A 16554-nucleotide genomic window follows, 5' to 3' on the forward strand; every position below is an offset into this window, starting at 1 on the left:
TGTATATACAAGAGTTAGCGTGTTAGAGAGACTATTTGAATCTGAGCAGCATCTCACTGGCTGTGCAATGACAATCGGGACCACAGATCACACAAACATAATCAGGATGTTCTTTACTATCGTTCCATCTATCACGGTGTTCATTGATTAACACGCCCCCCGCCTTCGAAAAGTACCGTATGGCTGAGTTATTTGGACTCTGTTTCCACAGGTGACTGACACCAGCCTTGGCACCCTGTAACTTGCTTGCGTCTATAGAAGCCTGAAGCAGCAGCCCACCGATCCCCTTCCCCTGGCAAGATTTAGCGACAGTGTTGCACTTGAAGTAGCATACCTGCTCAATCTTCACCCCCCACTCTTTTGGAGTACACCATTTATCGGGTCGCCAGTTACCCGGCGCATAGGTCAATCGAAAGCCTACGAGTTCTCCATCCTGATAGGCAACAAAGTTTGCATTAATACCGGATTTTATCCCCTTTTTATAAAGCGACTCGATAGATTGTCTATCGAGGTAGCCTTCTCCATGTACGTCATTGCCAAGCCTAATGACATCAACGAAGTGTTCGGGTTTAAGGTTCTGTATCATCGGAAACTCTCATTTTTGATTTCAAACTAAACAAAATTCTATCGCTTGTACATAGTGATGACGGGCAAATTAAGCTAATACAAGTTGTCGATATCCTCGATGAGGTATTGCTGGCGCAGACACGTAAAGATATCTCTCCAATTCAAAAGTAATACAAGACTTAGTTAAAAAGTCCAGACATGCTGGTTTCGCCTCTGTCAGACCGTCCTTAAGAACAATGGGCAAATTAACCGGTTGTAAATAGGTTCCGGCTAGCGCTGTTCTTATACAGATTGGTATCAAGTTGCAAAGATGTTAAAGTTCTGACTGAGGTATGATGATAATAAAAACAATGGAATGGTTACGGGATGGATGAGATTCAGCAGCAAATACTCAATGAAGAGCTTAACAGGCCAATCAAAAAAACCAATAAATTTGTAGTCATATTGGCTCAGACAATAAATAAACTGAGCACTGGCGTGTCAGCCTTATCAGAACGATTAACAGCAGCACAAAAACTTTATTTAGCGGCAATCGTAATCCTGCTGGTATCCGATAATTTAGGTATCGTCGCCCTGGTGACCGTCATAGCGTTAACACTGGAATTTTGGCCCATATTCGATCGGGTATGGCATACCTTGTCGGGGAAGGCCATCTTATTACTCTTCTATGCCATCATCGCAAACTTTGCTATTGCCGGCGCCGCCTCTGTCGTCAATGAAGTGGTTGGAGTGTCGACTCAACATTTCTCCTACACACACAATTTTGCCATTTTGCTCTATCTGCCTGCCTGGGTCATAGCGATGACAGCCATTGCCATCCTTCTTCTGCAGGTAGCAGTTCCATTTTACCTGGTTTGTTTACTGTTTCTAAGACCATTTGGAATCAAGGGCCTGAGGTTAATTAATCATAACCACTTCAAGTTTACTACTATGTTAGTTCGTTTGTTCTTAGCTTCAATCGTACTCTACCATCTGATGCTGATAGCAGGCTTTGACTCTGAGCTGGATGATGATCTTTCCATACCTGCAGATATGGTCATTATCGACACAGCTGAACAACCGGTAAACAAATTAGCTGATGCTGAGAGTCCGTCGATAGCAAACACAAAAGAAGATGAGGTAAGAGTTGCTCTGCCATTGGTTAAGGGGTCAGCACAAGAAGATACCTATTCCCATGTCAGGAAAGACTATGAGAGTAAGGTACGCTCCCTAATCGCTCACTTTGCTTATCACCTTGAAGCCGATACCCGCTCTCGCTGTCTGCTCACTTCTGGTACTAATGTCGTTGAGTTGAATGATTATGAAATACTTCAGATTTCACCGGATAAGAGTGAGCCTTACGGCTTTAAGTTCGAAGTGAAAAAGTGTATCTCTCCCGCCTTTCCGGCCGTGAGTTAAGCCCTGTTTCTATAACAGGGCTGTTTGACAGCGTTAGTCAGGAATGAATAGGTTCCAGGTTGTAGCCTTATCTGGTAGCGGTAGACTTAAGAACGTGATTACCAGGCTATCTCTGAGCCGTTGTAATCATAGAAGCCGCCATTTTGATCTGTAGAGAGGTTATCTAACAGCTGCTTAATTCCGGATACCGATTGTTCGGTAGTGATCAATGCATTTGGCCCCCCCATATCCGTTTGTACCCATCCAGGATGTATAGCAATGGCGCTTATGTTGTCCGGCTGAAGATCGATTGAGAGACTCTTAACGACAGAGTTCAGTGCAGCCTTTGATGAACGATAGATGTATGACCCACCACTGCCGTTATCACTCATACTACCCATCTTGGAGGAGATAGCAGCATAGATGCCGTGGTCAGCCTGAGATAAATGGGCTTTAAATGCTTCAGCAATCTTCAAAGGCGCAATTGTGTTGATCTCAAATACCTGACGCCACTCTTCTACATCTGTGCCTCCAAAACCGACACCTTTAGGACCATAGTAACCTGCATTGTTGATAAGCAGATCGATAGGCTCACCGTTAAGGTTTTCTGCCAGCTCATCTATGGCCTCATAATCTGTTACGTCGAGCTGAAAAATTGAGAGCCCTTCGTTGTCATCTAACAGTGACTGCAACTCTTCCGCTTGCTCCGGAGCCCTGCAGCAGGCTGTCACCAACCAGCCATCTGCCAGGTAATGTTTTACCATGGTTAAGCCAATGCCGCGGTTAGCACCTGTGATCAAAAGATGTTTTGCCATTTTTTAATTCCTTAATGAGGCCGTTAATTGGTGTGCCTTTAATGCAAAGGCTACTCCCTGTTGTTAGAAAGAAAGTCGTTAATCAATAAAGAAACTTTGTCGTGAAAATGTTCCTCAAAATCATCGAGGTCACTCTGAAAATGAGACAGGTATTTAGCCGCTTTTTCTCGGTTTAACTGTTTATTATTGACCGAATATTGCATCTCAGACAGTGACTTGTCGTATCTGGGTAAAGGGATCCACTTAATATAATCGGGATCGACTTTTTTAAGCTCCTGATTGGCAAACCGACAAAACGATTCTATATGGTCAACTCCATCCGGGCCGAGGCAACCTGGTTCTATCCGGCATAAGACGGTTAGCTTTTTTTCTTGAGGTAAGGCACGTGATGTCGTCATAAGATGAGTTTAAAGGCAGATTTACAGATAATTATAACTCTATTTGCAAAAACCTAATCTAAAAAAGTGTTTATATCTCTCGTTATTTTCTAACTTATCATAAATCATGTCAGCCATTGTGCTCTTTTGGAAAAGCCTGTTAAATTGAGCGTGTTTTGATATAAGATCTGTTAATTATCTATTTTGACCGACTTGATTTCATTTGAACACAGAAGATTTTATTATCGATCGACTCAGTTGTGAAACGGTACAGAGACTGGAGACGGTTCAGACACTCTGGAGCGACTATGGGGATATCGTCCGCTATAAGCTAACCGGAACATCATGCCCAGCAACAGTGATCGCCAAGTCAATTTCACCGCCATCTGTATCATCTCACCCCAGAGGTTGGAATACACTACAATCTCATAATCGAAAGCTACGCTCCTATGAGGTTGAGGCCAATTGGTATCGAGATTGGGCGTCTCAGTGTCCCCACGGTGCCCCAGTTCCCGAATGTTTTGGGATCTTAGATTCTAAACCCGCTGACCTCAGCTCCCGACGGGAAACGGATAACACCATGATACTCTTGCTCTGTGACTTGGATGCTGCCGGCTTCATGGTGAGAAAGAACTCCTTGACCATAGCTCAGAGTAAGGTCTGTATCTCCTGGTTAGCCCATTTTCACGCGAAATTTATGCAAGATGCGCCTTCCAGCGAGTGGCCGCAGGGCCTTTGGTCGGTTGGAACCTATTGGCACCTGGCTACTCGTGGCGATGAGTTTGATGCCATGGCAGATTCCCGGTTAAAGCGCGCAGCCGAACAGATAGATAGAGTATTGAATTCTTGTCGTTTCAAGACGCTGGTGCATGGCGATGCTAAGGTGGCTAACTTCTGTTTCAGTCCGGATGGCGATCGTGTTGCGGCTGTGGATTTTCAGTATGTTGGCGGTGGCTGCGGAATGAAAGATCTGGTCTATTTTATTGGCAGTTGCCTGACTGAAGAGCAATGTTGCCAACATTTTGAGGAACTGCTGGATCATTATTTCTTAACTTTAGAGTCTGCATTACATGAGCTTAATTCAGCTATAAAATTTGAAAATATTGAGTTTGAATGGCGGCCCCTCTTTCAAGTTGCATGGGCTGATTTTCAGCGTTTTATATTAGGCTGGTCTCCGGAACATAAGAAAAATAACCAGTTTAGCCGACAGATCACAAACCTAGCTATAGAGAGCCTGTCAATACACCAGAGCCCTGATATATAAAGGGCTACAGGGTACCTTATTCCCTTTCAATAATCGTTTTTTACAGTGCCTTGTAACCAAATTTATACTAAACTCTTAATAGAAGGGAGTTAACGGATAAACGTAAACCGGGCTTACGCCTTCGCGCCCATTTGGCGCATCAATTACGGAATCAGGACTCTCTTTTGTATATCTGTTTTTTCAACTTGCGTTTTAAACACTCGCCATATCTGCTGATGTCTAAGATTCGACCTTATTCGAATATTCAACCATCAAAGAGAATTTTATGTCTCATATATCTCGTTAAACGAAAGAAATTTAGCACAAGTTCATAACAAGTGATATAAATAGGTAATGGCCTATGGGAATCTAACCAGATGAGATCGTTACCTAAATTTCAGCTAATCATCCTGTTCGTTTTGTTAATAACTGGGAAAACTTTTGCTGCCGAAATAGCTTTGATCCATAGTTATCACATCAAATATCCTTGGGTTCAGCAATATCGTGACAGCTTTCTTAGAGAGGTTAATACCAACAATATCGTTGAATTTGAAATGGATACCAAGCGAAAAAACGCAACTGAGTATCAAAAAATTGCAGACGATGCCTGGTCCTTCATCGAAGAAAATCAACCTAAGATAGTCGTGCTAGCCGATGACAATGCGTTAAAATTCCTGGGGCCCAAGGTCGTTGCGGCTAACATTCCACTGGTTTTTCTTGGTATAAATGCTAATCCAAGGCACTATATCTCTCTCAATCAAAATGTTACCGGAGCGTTAGAGCGCCCATTACTTAAACGTTCGGTGTTGTTGTTAAAAGAGCTTTTGCCGGGATTAAAAAATGTCAAAGTTCTGATGGATAGAAAGCCCACCTCTTATGCAATTCTTGAAACATCTTTCGATGATAAGTTTAAACAAACAGTCGCGGGCATTAAGGTTGATATTACTCTCGAGGAGAGTTTTCACGATTGGAAAGAAACGGTCAGTCAAACAAAGGCTAAGGGGTACGATGCACTGATCATCGCTAACTATGCGGCATTGAGAAATAGGTTTTGTGAAAACGTAAGCCTGGATAAAGTTAGCCATTGGACCAGTAGTCAAAGTCCGCTTCCCGTATTTGCATTCTGGTCCTACTCAATTGGCGATGGTAAGGCGATCGGCGGCCTGACTATAAGTGGTAAAGAACAGGGAATCGAAGCTGCAAAAAAAGTAAATCACTTCTTTCTGAAGGGAGACTTACTTTCGATATCGACCCCCAAACGCGGAACACTGATATTTAGCCAACACGAACTTCAACGCTGGAATATAGTACTTCCTCCAAACATTCTCAATAAAAGCCGGATTCTGGATTAAGTCAATATAATTTAGGGTTAAGCTTCCTCTTTATCGGAAACCTCACTCAATAGGTTATCGATAGCCTGATCGAAACTTTCAAACTTCCCCTGCTCCATATATGATTTTAATTTGACGATAATATCTTTGCTCAACTCAATATGTGCTTTTTTCTGCCTCTTCTTAATCTGAGATAACTCCTTGCGCACCATCCGCCAACCAAAGTCACTGAAATACTCATTCAAACTCAAGTTTAATGATCGTAAGGGTTCACTCAGAGATGAAGGCTCATTTCTTAAACTTGTTACACGCTGAAGCTTAGGCACGAGAGAAAGGTATTTTTCGTTCCAGCTGACACTTTGAGATCCGGTGTCAGATAAAAACCAATCTTCTCTCATCTGAATTTCATCCGGATGGATGAGACGATAGATTAATGGTAAAGCTAGTTTCAATTCATCTGACTCCAGCAGTAATAACCTTCTTCCCGCTTTCGGCTTCTCCCCATGGTACACCCATGCTTGTTTATGATTCATGACAATAATCCTGATCTATTTTAAGGCCGCTCTAAGAGCAAAAAGTTTAATTGAATGAAAGCAATACTAACCAGCAAATCAACAAATCTCAATAGTATGGTGCAACCATTATTATAGAAAGGAGATAACATGATCACTGTACAAAAATCATCCTGATAAATATGAGTGTAACTACCAGGTATGCAACGATTCAATGCCTCATTTTCCCCCTATATATCAGAGTCAATTTATACTCCTCTAATAAAGAGCCGTGTTAATAAATGTTCTATGGCGGTGCTCAGTTATAAATAGCTTATAGCCGTTGTCTTATGTACCAACTCGCTCGCATAAAATGGTGCAACCATAATATCTCGTTGTAAAACTTCTAGTCTAACTACCCTGTAAAATAAAAACTAACGCGCTCAACATATAGGCACTAGCGGCTATTTTATAAACAACATAATTTGTTAATTATGCTGCTTATTTTTAAGTTTAATATTTATACAGTTATGTTATTTCAAAATATTCAGTTAATAACCCACTCCGTGAATAATAAACATCCACTTAGAATGGTTTTTGTTCACTTAGCATCCCTACCAGTGATAATGACGATTATCACTGGTAGGGATAGAGCTACCTCTTTATAATTCTGCACCGATATTATCCGGCTTTCTTAGATATATAGATTAGATATATTATGAGGGCCTGATTAATATCTGCACAGTGCATGTAATTTCAATTAACCAATATGAGTTGCCAGGCATGTCTAAATCAGGTCGCCAAACAGTACATTTAAGTTCGACACCAGATAGTGTGATCACTGGCAAATCTCTGAGTCTTGGCCACTCATCCGAAAAACAGTTTTACGAGGAAAGCAGCCTCCCACTTTCGATTTTAGATGATTACAAGAGTGCGGCCAGTGAAACTGAATACGAGATATCAGAAAACACCCGGCGAGTTTATCTCTCGAGTTATGCCATATTTGACCGCTACTGCCATGAACATGGATTAAGCCCTCTTCCGGCCGATCCTCGTACTCTGATATCTTTTATCGGTCATCAAAAAGAGAGCATTCAACAGAAAACCGGAGCTCAGCTTTCACGTCAAACACTCACGACCCGTCTTGCTGCCATTCGATATCAACACATTCAAGCCGGTTACCACTCTCCGACTGAACACCCTCTGGTGATAAGGGTCATGCGAGGTCTGAGCAGAAACAAATATCGCAAAGTCTCAGATTATGATCAGCAACCTATTATGTACGATGAGCTCGAGATGTTGCTTAACGTTATCGAACAGCACCCGCAGCCACTGATCCGTGCCAGGGATAAAGCCATTATTCAACTTGGGTTTCAGGGAGGGTTTCGCCGATCGGAGCTTGCGGATATTCAGGTGAATCATCTGACGTTTTTACGAAATAAACTCAAAGTTCGTCTGCCCTACTCCAAGAGTAACCAACAGGGTCAGAGAGAGTGGAAAGATCTACCTCAGTCCGAGCCCTTTGCCGCATACGACGCCGTTAAAAATTGGATTGAGATTTCTAAAGTTCAACAGGGACACCTGTTTCGGTCCATCTCTCGAGATGGCAGTCAACTCAGACCCTACAGTGTGAGTGAAACAACAAACAGGAAAATTAACCTGAGCTCCGATGATGAAAGCTCAACCGGTACTTTAAAAAGAAATAGTGGCTTTCTTCGGGGAGATGATATCTACCAGATGATAAAGCGATATTGTCAGAGATCCGGCTTAAGTCCTGAATTTTATGGCGCACATAGCTTACGTAGTGGTTGTGTTACCCAGCTCCATGAGAATGATAAAGATCATCTCTATATCATGGCAAGAACCGGGCACACAGATCCAAGATCCCTCAGACACTATCTGAAACCGAAAGATTAACGCTATTTTGTAGGAGCCAGCTTTAGCAACTAATCATTTGCAAAGCAAAGCCATTTCCGGCTGAAGCCGCTACTACACTAAAATGGACTCGGTGACACGATATTCATCCGCTCACCTGATAGTGGGTGATCAAAGCTCAACTCACTGGCATGTAACATCAGCCGTGTAGCCATGAAATATGCCTGATCGGAGGCGTAGAGATCACAGCCAAGGATCGGGTGTTTAATCTGTTGGCTGTGAACTCTGAGCTGATGGGTGCGGCCGCTGACGGGCTCGAACTCGACTCGGGTAACAGATCTCTCACCTGCCCTTTTATCCTCACGATAGAAGCTAGCCTCGGGAGTCTGAGTAAAACGTTCCAGCACCCTGAACTTAGATATAGCTGGTTTTCCCGTTTGCTGACAGATCTTCATAAGTGGAAAGTTATCTTTGTCCTTTGCTATTGCTTGATCGATCACGCCGTTATCCTGCTCCAGATGGCCATGTAGCAGCGCCGTATAGCGTTTGGACACGGTTCGCTCACTAAACTGGCAACAGAGTTGCGCATTTATCTGCTTATTCATGGCGACAAGCATGATGCCTGAGGTGCCAAAGTCCAATCTGTGGATCATGGTACAGGTAGGAAATCTCTGAACTAATCGAAAATGCACCGAATCTTTATTCTCCGGGTGCTTACCTGAAAGGCTTAACAAGCCGCTCGGTTTATTGAGTAAAATCAACGCCTCGTCCCGATATAAGATCTCAATCTCATCATGGCATTCAGGAACGATAAACGGGTCGGCTTGAGGCTGCATGGCTCACCTTTATATAAACTCAGGCTGCAGATGATACAGAAAAACAGCGTCTTCCAGAAGAACTGGTATAGTTGAACATCCCAAATTATCAACCGGCTTAATATTTAACTGAATGTAAGCTGAATAAACAGGTGATAAGACAAAATTACGCACAAATAGTTAGCAAAAAGTAACCGCAGTGATAACAAATGGTGTTACTATTGCGCCATTGTCGATTCCCTGATTAGAGTACGATGTTTTTACGTAGTTTTTTTGCATTTGTCTTAGCCGTTTTATTAAGTGCATGCCACTCAGACAACTATGATGTAAGTACGGAGTTAACCAGAGATGGGATAGCGATAGGTCCCTCACAGGTAACAATCGGGGCTGATCACCCGGTAGAGTTTCCGGTAGAGCTGGATAATGCCAATATTTTACGTCTTAGCCTCTCGGATAATCTCGGTCAAATCGATCTGATTGCGCAACTTATCTATCGAAAAGGTGATTTTCTCAATATTGAAACACTTCCAAGTTTCACTCTACTGCCCGATGGTGAGCAAGCTTCACTGGAATTTCAAATCGATAACAATGCTCCTCTATACAAATGGACGGTATCTGTGACGAAGCATGAACACTAAGTAAGTATCACAAACATTATGATGGAAAACGCAGCCCGAGAGGGCTGCGTTTTTTTATGCGGTTTTAAAGGCTGAGCATACGGCTAAAATTCAGACCCCAAGGATCTCATCTTTAAGCGAATAAGCAATCATCAGCATCTCCTGCTTCTCCCGCTCTCCCACATCATTTTTATCTAAAGCTACAATGATGTCATCCAGTACCGCCATATATTCGCGTTCATTAATGTTCATCGCCCTATGAGCATCGAGCATATTCTTACCCGTGTAATCCTGTGGCCCTCCTGTACCGGAACAGAGAAATTCGGTTACAACCTTAATGACTCTTTCTCTATCTGAATCTTTATACCGGCTTGCTATCGTTGGATTAGCGGCGTGTGTATCAAATATATCGGCTGCTATCAGGGCAATCTTTCCCTCTCCTCCCAGACGCTCATACAGACTTGCATCACTCATACTAAAACTCCTACCTTAAGCCAATTAACAGCTATAAGCATAGTAAATAGCATCTCTTTATGGACTGAAATGCGAATCAATTTCAGCTGAATTTCAAAGTAAAATTGTAACGTTTTACGTGAATAAATTTTTACTTTTAACTTCAAGGGGTAATTAGGTTATTCGGTGTTTCAAACATTACATCTAATGGAGCCGTGCCTGGATTGGCAGCGTGAAGTGTGCGTATGAGGATTGTGCTCATAGTAACTCGTTCGTGCTTAAAGCTGACGATTCAAGGTAAAGGGGTTAGTTATTCAAAGACTTTTGATAGAACACTAATTCCATCTCTCCCAGGGGATCATGGTGGATCGCCTTCTTAACAAAGGTCATACCGAGTTTCTTCATGACGTTGATTGAGCTGGTGTTATCTTCTATGGCTATTGCGGAAACGGTATTTATCTTTTCTGGCGCACAAACGGTTTCCATCACGGCCTTGGCAGCCTCAGTTGCGTAACCTTTGCCCCATGCAAGCCGTTTAAACCGCCACCCTAACTCTAAGTTATGATATTGGGGAGCATCGCTGAAAAAATTCATGGGTCTGACTAAAACCCAACCGATAAAACTGCTGCCATTTTCCAATTCATCTAATCGAGTGCAGACCTTCCAGAGCCCCCAGCCTTCAGATTCATTGGCATAGCTTTCCAATCTGGGAATAAACCTACTGTGTATCTCCTCCATGCTGGTTTTTTTCCCCCCATTGATATACCTCATCACCTCCACATCCTGATCGAGCTCAAACAACTGCCCTGCATCATTGTGTGTCATAAATGTAAAACTGAGGCGTGTAGTATCGGGTATCTTCATTATCTGTGCGCCTATAGGAAATTTAAGTTTAACCGAGTCAGAATGAGTTCTGTTTGACAACAACGGTTAGGAGGCATCAATCATAAAACAGGTCAAATCAAAACACACTATGTTCATAACTATGTCCACCAGCAAAGTCTTAGCTCCTTGTCTTTAACTTTCTGTTTTGGCCCCTATGCACCTCCTATTCACTGTTTATGCAATATGAAAAATGTATCCCCGAGATTTTTTTAATCAAATTGCATAAACCAGAATAGGTATTCACCACTCTATTGTGATAACTGCTCACGATGGGCGTTGTATCTTACAAAACCAGTAACCGAACAAGCATGTTTGCTCATGAAAAATCAGCATGTTCCAGCTAGACTTAAATGACAAACCCGGCAAGGTGTGACAGAGCAGATGTTGAAAACACCACAAAATTTACAACACATGGTCGATGCAATTCACGCCTGTGTCGCCGTTGTAGAGCAACATAAAGATGAATTTATCATCCTTGCCTGCAATGAGCGCTTCAAGGAGATGCTGGGAGAAACTCCTTCGTTCAAGCCATACAGTTCACTAAACTCTATCCTCTGTAGATCTGTTACCAATACACTCCTGACTTTTCTGCCTCAGGTATTCATCTCCGGAGAGCCACTCGAACTGGAACAAGCGTTTGAGCAAGGAGAAAAGTCAAACTGGTGGCGATTATTTTTAAAACCTATGGAACAACCTCATGGTCACCTGAAAAGAGTAATGATAACCGGCATAAACATGGACGATAAAATTGCTCTTGAAACAGAGATAAATAAGAGCGGTGCCCGCTATAGTTCTGTGGTTAAAGGTGCGTTTGATGCCATCATTACCATGGACAGGTTTCAGACAATTAATTATTTTAACCGAGCTGCCGAAAATGTTTTCGAATACCGGGCAGACGAGGTCATTGGTAAACCTATAACCTGCCTGATGCCTGTCAGACACAGGGAGCACCATGCTGAGTATGTCGAAGAGTTTGCGAGTGAAGATTTAAGTTCCCGTGATATGGGAGAGAGAATTCAGATATATGGCCTGAAGAAGAGTGGTGTCGAGTTTGCCGCAGAAATAAGTATCTCTAAGATAAAAGTTGAAGGAGAAACTGAATATACTGCGATAGTCAGGGATGTTTCCAAGCGTACACAGCTACTCGACGAGCTGAAGTTTAAGCTCAATACTGATTACCTTACCGGGTTGAGGAACCGCAACTATCTTGATCACAAGTTAATCAGCATGTCGAATCGATTCAAGCGTTATGGTTTCAGATTTTCATTATTGATGATAGATCTGGATCATTTCAAACAGATCAACGACACCTACGGACATATGATTGGTGATCAAATTTTGAAATTTTTTGCCGGATCAACGACTGAGTTGCTCCGGGAAGGAGATAAGGTAGCAAGATACGGCGGCGAAGAGTTTGCCGTCATACTTCCTGCAACGGAGCTAAACGCCGCAAAGTTAACGGCCAAACGGCTTTGTCATCATATCAGTGAATTACGGTTCATGGGGCATAATGATGTACTCATACCTTTTACCATCAGTATCGGTGTGGTGGAATATGAGCAACGAGATGATGTCACAACAATAATGAAACGTGCCGATGAGGCCCTATACAGGGCGAAGATGAACGGCAGAAATTGTTTCTCAGATTAAACCTATCTTTAACGATTTAAGTCGGTTATTACACGTGGCTAAAGTCAGGTCCAACATCTTCTGCAACCGGCGTAACCTCTAGTATTGTGTAATTTCTCTCACAAAAGGGCTCATCGCTTTAGCATCGGTTAACAGGTAAACCTTGTGCTTAGCCCTGGTTAACGCAACATAAAACAGACGACGCTCTTCGGCAAATTTAAAATCATCCTCTTCCGGCAGCAAGGCTTCCAATATCGGAGCTGTGGTCCTGGACGATGGAAAGCCATGAGCACCAGCGGTCAGCCCCATCACAAATACATAATCAGCCTCCTTCCCTTTTGCCCCGTGAAAGGAGTGACACTCAATATTAAGCGCAGGATAGCGCAGCCTGAGATCCGCAAGCTCTTGCATATCCGGTAACAGATACCAGTACCTTGCCAGAATATAAACACTGGATTTCTTGTCAGCATTATCTTTACGCTTAGCCAGCAGTCCCTCTATTGAATCAAGCAATGGGGAAAACAGGCTCTGCTCCAGCCTGCCAGGCTTAGGAACTTTTACAATAGATACCGATGACTTACTTCCTTTATTGATTGAGCGGATAGACTTATCGAGCTGCGTAGGGTTTTGCATAACAAACTGACTGGCGACATCACCGATACGGGAGTTGAATCGAAATGTGAGATCCAGATGGGTCTTGGTCACCGTGCCAAAGTAGCGCTCAAATTCAGTTGTCAATTTCACATCTGCGCCATTGAATCGATAAATTGCCTGCCAGTCGTCGCCGACACAAAACAGTGAGGCATGCGTTCCCCTTTTAACAGTTTGAACATTCGAGTTATCGGCAGGCTTGACGGCTGCGCTAGCACCTTTTAAAGCCCCTGAAGCCGAATCCCGCAACGCCTTGACCAAACGGGCTCTCGGTTCGGAGATATCCTGAAATTCATCGACCATGATGTAACGCCATGGAGAGATAAACTTGCCTGTTTGAATATAATCTATCGCTTTAGCAATCATATCTTCGAAATCTATCTCACCACTTGTCGATAAATGCTCTTGATAGGCTTTAATAATCGGTTTCAGTAACTTAAATACCGCGTCTGTCTCTTCCTGATGAGCCGAATCGGACAAACGTTCAGTCAGAGTTTTACTATCGAGACAGGCCCCCTTATAGAGGGATATAGCTTGATTAAATAATGAAACCAAGTTTGCGAGATATCCTTGTTCACATAACTTAGCTAACAGCGCCTCGTCATCAACAGGAGTACGTTTAACCCGTTTTTTTACCAGGGCCTTTGAAAGCGATTTCAGCAACTGTCCATGTTGGTGCTGATGATAATAGAGTTCAATATAGTGAGTGTCATTTTGCTGATGGAGCTGTTTCCTGTACGCTACGGATGCCCGGTAGGTGTCATCATCGATGAAAACCGGTGTGGAGCCGCTTTCGTCTATGTCGAAGTAATCGATATAGATATCATACTGCGGCAGATAAAAATCGCTTCTATACCTGCCGCTTTCCTTTTCACCCCCTGTATGGGGATAAGCAGATCCATATCGATATTCAATCCCCTGCCTGAATAACCAGTCGGCAATCTTAAGGTGAAAATAGTTGTTTACTCTTTCACCATGGAGCGGGCGGAACTCATGGGCCCTGATGTAATCATTATGGTCAGATTCATTCTTAAAATAGAAGGCACTATGTGCAGGGTAATAATGCTTGTCAAAATAGTTAATGAGTCTTTTTCGGTAACGTTTGTCTTTAAGCTGTGACTCCAGTGCTCTATTAATCCAGCACACCTTTGCATCTTTATCATCGATCCATGGAGATAATCTGGGTTTAACACCTTCAACATCATAAATGATGCGCATAGCCAAACTATGGAAGGTGCTCGCCTTCACAGCAAAGTCAGGCGTCTCACCCTGCTGAGCGGTTAAAAGTGAACCTAGCTTTAAACGAATGCGCTCATCAAGCTCCTGAGCGGCTATCTTTCCAAAGGCCAATAACAAGATGTCTGTCGCGTTAGCTTGCCCACTCTTAATAAGGTATCCGGCGCGGCCAACCATTACACTCGTCTTTCCCGTACCGGCTCCGGCCAACAACAGATTGTTATTGTCATCGATAATACAGGCCCTGCGCTGTTTATCCGTTAGCGGATTTGACTCTACGCTGTCGAAGAAACCTTTATGTTCGATTAACTGCTGCGAAATATATTGCTCACGGATCAGCTCGATATCTTCGCTCGTCCAACGATTGAACCTGTGTAAACTTTTAAGTGCAGTCTTAACTTCCTCTCCCAAAGCCAACGAGTCGTTTCTGCTCCAGGGAAACCAGCGTCGATACTCCCTCGCTACACGCGCTTTGATCAACTTCACCCGGCTCGTTCTGAGATACCTTGTAGATATAGCCTCTTCAATTTTTCCGATCAGTCCGCAAAGAGTAGATTGATTCGCCCTGGCCCAGTGTTCGGCCATGGGATTATTGAAGCACCTTTTCGAAGCGTAGGTTAAAAAAGGGGTACAGTAGCTGCGTTCATCAACCGTGAAACTCATCAGGTAGCCGAAAAAACTCCAGTTAAACAGCACAGGTTTATCCAGCTGTTTCCAGCTAAAGCTAAGCTCAGACTCACTACCTGAAAGGCGCATAGTATCGGCTTCGCTCTGTGTCGATGTTCGATACAGACGATTTTGATGCAGTGATGTCAATGTCAAACCATCGGCATCGAACCTTGCTGCAAACTTTGAGCGTTTGAAAAAACGACCGAACTGACTATAGGGAAGCGCAGTTAAAGCGGATCGCTCAGGGCCCGGTTCTACAGGGGATAGAGAGCCGGAAGTTGTACTCACATCTGTCGGTACACAAGCGCCGGGCAACGATGCAGAGGAATATAATTGTGAGTTAGCCGCTTTTTCAGGGGGGAGTCGAGACAATATGAGTCCATATAGCACAGCCGCAGCAAAACTAGAGACCGGCTAACAAGTGGATGAAAATAGATGAGTTAAGTTTACAAGATCCTCAAACATGAGTCATGGATTGCAAAACTGACAGAAGATTAATTCAGCAACAAACTGCAGGTCTGTCATTTTGTGGTAACACACTTAGCCATTAAGTAACGAGCAGGCTGCTGAATCAGGCTCTGAGAGTCAACTTGTTCTTAACTCCGTAGGCCGAAAGCAGTCGTCATGCATAATATCTACTGATACAGCAAGATGGGTAGCACAAACAAAGCGAGGCGCCCTCTCTATCAGGGCTCGCAGCAATGGCCCGCCCGTTTAGTTACAGCTAGGTTTACCCTCTCACTATCTGACGATATTGGTGGAGTATCGGTGGCCAACGCCAGGGCATGGTGCTGCGCCGGCATTGAATGAGTCAGAACCTTGTGTTTAAACTCCTCCCATGGAAAGTTTTCACCGGGATCTGTACGACGGGTTGGATCTAACTTGGCATGTGAGATCACATGCTTCAAATTAGGATACTTGGCCCAGGCATAGAGGACGATACGGGCCAGCATATCTATCTGCCACCGGGAGTACGGGTCTCGATAGTATTGAACATTCTGAGTATTAACCAGCTCAACACCCAGACTGCGGTCGTTTACATTGGGTCCGTCACCTAAGATCGATGCATAATCAACATTACCAACATGATATGCCGCTTTCGCTTCTGCCACCGTAGCCCATATAAAGTGCCCGTGGCCGACTTCATTTTCGTCCGGGATTATCCAGTGGGCACTCGCCTTTCGCGCTTTCCAGGTATCAACAGCGTGTTCGGTGGCATAGCCAGCTGTAGCATGGATAACGATAGTGTCGATAGATTCAAATACGTCACGTTTACGGGAGCGAGCCCTGTTCTTCGTCAACCAGCCGAAGGCCGGGTGTAGCTCCTCCTTTAGTGACGAGAACCCGGGCCTGCCAGCAGGTGGTAGTGTGAAATGAAAGGTCGCAGGATTGCCATTGCCCGTCGTTGAGGATCCTGTTTCAATAGATGAGCCAGCCGTATTAGTCATATTCATTCCTTGAATAAACCTGTAAGCAAATTATCTTTATAGGTAATATGTTAGCTCAAAACAAAGGGATAGCAA

The 16554-nt window shown here is 43.6% G+C and carries 15 protein-coding genes; 6 read left to right on the forward strand and 9 right to left on the reverse strand.

What is annotated here, in order from left to right; all coding sequences use genetic code 11:
• Nucleotides 1–31 precede the first annotated feature (31 nt).
• A complete protein-coding gene (locus Q1B47_RS09130) occupies nt 32–586 on the reverse strand; it encodes a GNAT family N-acetyltransferase (RefSeq protein WP_299792067.1) in 555 nt (184 codons plus the stop codon).
• 458 nt (nt 587–1044) lie between these two features.
• On the opposite strand from Q1B47_RS09130, the gene Q1B47_RS09135 reads away from it, so the two are divergent.
• The gene (locus Q1B47_RS09135; RefSeq protein WP_299792070.1) at nt 1045–1965 is read left to right on the forward strand and encodes a hypothetical protein; all 921 of its coding nucleotides are present in this window, start codon (nt 1045–1047) and stop codon (nt 1963–1965) included.
• Nucleotides 1966–2063: 98 nt separating this feature from the next.
• Here the strand turns inward: Q1B47_RS09135 and Q1B47_RS09140 are convergent, their stop codons facing one another.
• Entirely contained in the window at nt 2064–2759 is a 696-nt protein-coding gene (locus Q1B47_RS09140) for an SDR family oxidoreductase (RefSeq protein ID WP_299792073.1), read from the reverse strand.
• A gap of 50 nt (nt 2760–2809) precedes the next feature.
• Nucleotides 2810–3157 carry a hypothetical protein gene (locus Q1B47_RS09145; RefSeq protein ID WP_299792077.1) on the reverse strand — a complete coding sequence of 116 codons (348 nt, stop codon included), beginning with the start codon at nt 3155–3157 and terminating at the stop codon, nt 2810–2812.
• A 202-nt stretch (nt 3158–3359) separates the two neighbouring features.
• Between Q1B47_RS09145 and Q1B47_RS09150 the strand changes: the two genes are divergently transcribed.
• Nucleotides 3360–4400: an oxidoreductase family protein gene (locus Q1B47_RS09150; RefSeq protein WP_299792080.1), complete on the forward strand. Its 1041-nt coding sequence runs from the start codon at nt 3360–3362 to the stop codon at nt 4398–4400.
• A 356-nt stretch (nt 4401–4756) separates the two neighbouring features.
• Nucleotides 4757–5731 (forward strand): ABC transporter substrate binding protein, encoded by a 975-nt coding sequence (locus tag Q1B47_RS09155; RefSeq protein WP_299792083.1) that lies wholly within the window; start codon nt 4757–4759, stop codon nt 5729–5731.
• 17 nt (nt 5732–5748) lie between these two features.
• Here the strand turns inward: Q1B47_RS09155 and Q1B47_RS09160 are convergent, their stop codons facing one another.
• A complete protein-coding gene (locus tag Q1B47_RS09160; protein WP_299792086.1) occupies nt 5749–6243 on the reverse strand; it encodes a hypothetical protein in 495 nt (164 codons plus the stop codon).
• Between the two features lie 741 nt (nt 6244–6984).
• Here Q1B47_RS09160 and Q1B47_RS09165 point away from each other — a divergent pair.
• Complete coding sequence (locus tag Q1B47_RS09165; RefSeq protein ID WP_299792088.1) at nt 6985–8118, forward strand: tyrosine-type recombinase/integrase; 1134 nt, start codon at nt 6985–6987, stop codon at nt 8116–8118.
• Nucleotides 8119–8195: 77 nt separating this feature from the next.
• On the opposite strand, the gene Q1B47_RS09170 is transcribed toward Q1B47_RS09165, so the two are convergent.
• Entirely contained in the window at nt 8196–8912 is a 717-nt protein-coding gene (locus tag Q1B47_RS09170; protein ID WP_299792090.1) for an RluA family pseudouridine synthase, read from the reverse strand.
• A 233-nt stretch (nt 8913–9145) separates the two neighbouring features.
• On the opposite strand from Q1B47_RS09170, the gene Q1B47_RS09175 reads away from it, so the two are divergent.
• Nucleotides 9146–9529 (forward strand): hypothetical protein, encoded by a 384-nt coding sequence (locus Q1B47_RS09175; protein WP_299792093.1) that lies wholly within the window; start codon nt 9146–9148, stop codon nt 9527–9529.
• 90 nt (nt 9530–9619) lie between these two features.
• Here the strand turns inward: Q1B47_RS09175 and Q1B47_RS09180 are convergent, their stop codons facing one another.
• On the reverse strand, nt 9620–9982 hold the full coding sequence (locus Q1B47_RS09180) for a group 1 truncated hemoglobin (protein WP_299792096.1): 363 nt from the start codon (nt 9980–9982) through the stop codon (nt 9620–9622).
• 285 nt (nt 9983–10267) lie between these two features.
• On the reverse strand, nt 10268–10825 hold the full coding sequence (locus Q1B47_RS09185; RefSeq protein WP_299792099.1) for a GNAT family N-acetyltransferase: 558 nt from the start codon (nt 10823–10825) through the stop codon (nt 10268–10270).
• 402 nt (nt 10826–11227) lie between these two features.
• On the opposite strand from Q1B47_RS09185, the gene Q1B47_RS09190 reads away from it, so the two are divergent.
• Nucleotides 11228–12496 (forward strand): sensor domain-containing diguanylate cyclase, encoded by a 1269-nt coding sequence (locus tag Q1B47_RS09190; protein ID WP_299792102.1) that lies wholly within the window; start codon nt 11228–11230, stop codon nt 12494–12496.
• 78 nt (nt 12497–12574) lie between these two features.
• Here Q1B47_RS09190 and Q1B47_RS09195 read toward each other — a convergent pair whose 3' ends face one another.
• Nucleotides 12575–15403 (reverse strand): UvrD-helicase domain-containing protein, encoded by a 2829-nt coding sequence (locus tag Q1B47_RS09195; RefSeq protein ID WP_299792105.1) that lies wholly within the window; start codon nt 15401–15403, stop codon nt 12575–12577.
• A 314-nt stretch (nt 15404–15717) separates the two neighbouring features.
• Complete coding sequence (locus Q1B47_RS09200) at nt 15718–16479, reverse strand: N-acetylmuramoyl-L-alanine amidase (RefSeq protein WP_299792108.1); 762 nt, start codon at nt 16477–16479, stop codon at nt 15718–15720.
• Nucleotides 16480–16554 lie beyond the last annotated feature (75 nt).

Source organism: uncultured Shewanella sp., assembly GCF_947501225.1.
GTDB lineage: Bacteria > Pseudomonadota > Gammaproteobacteria > Enterobacterales > Shewanellaceae > Shewanella.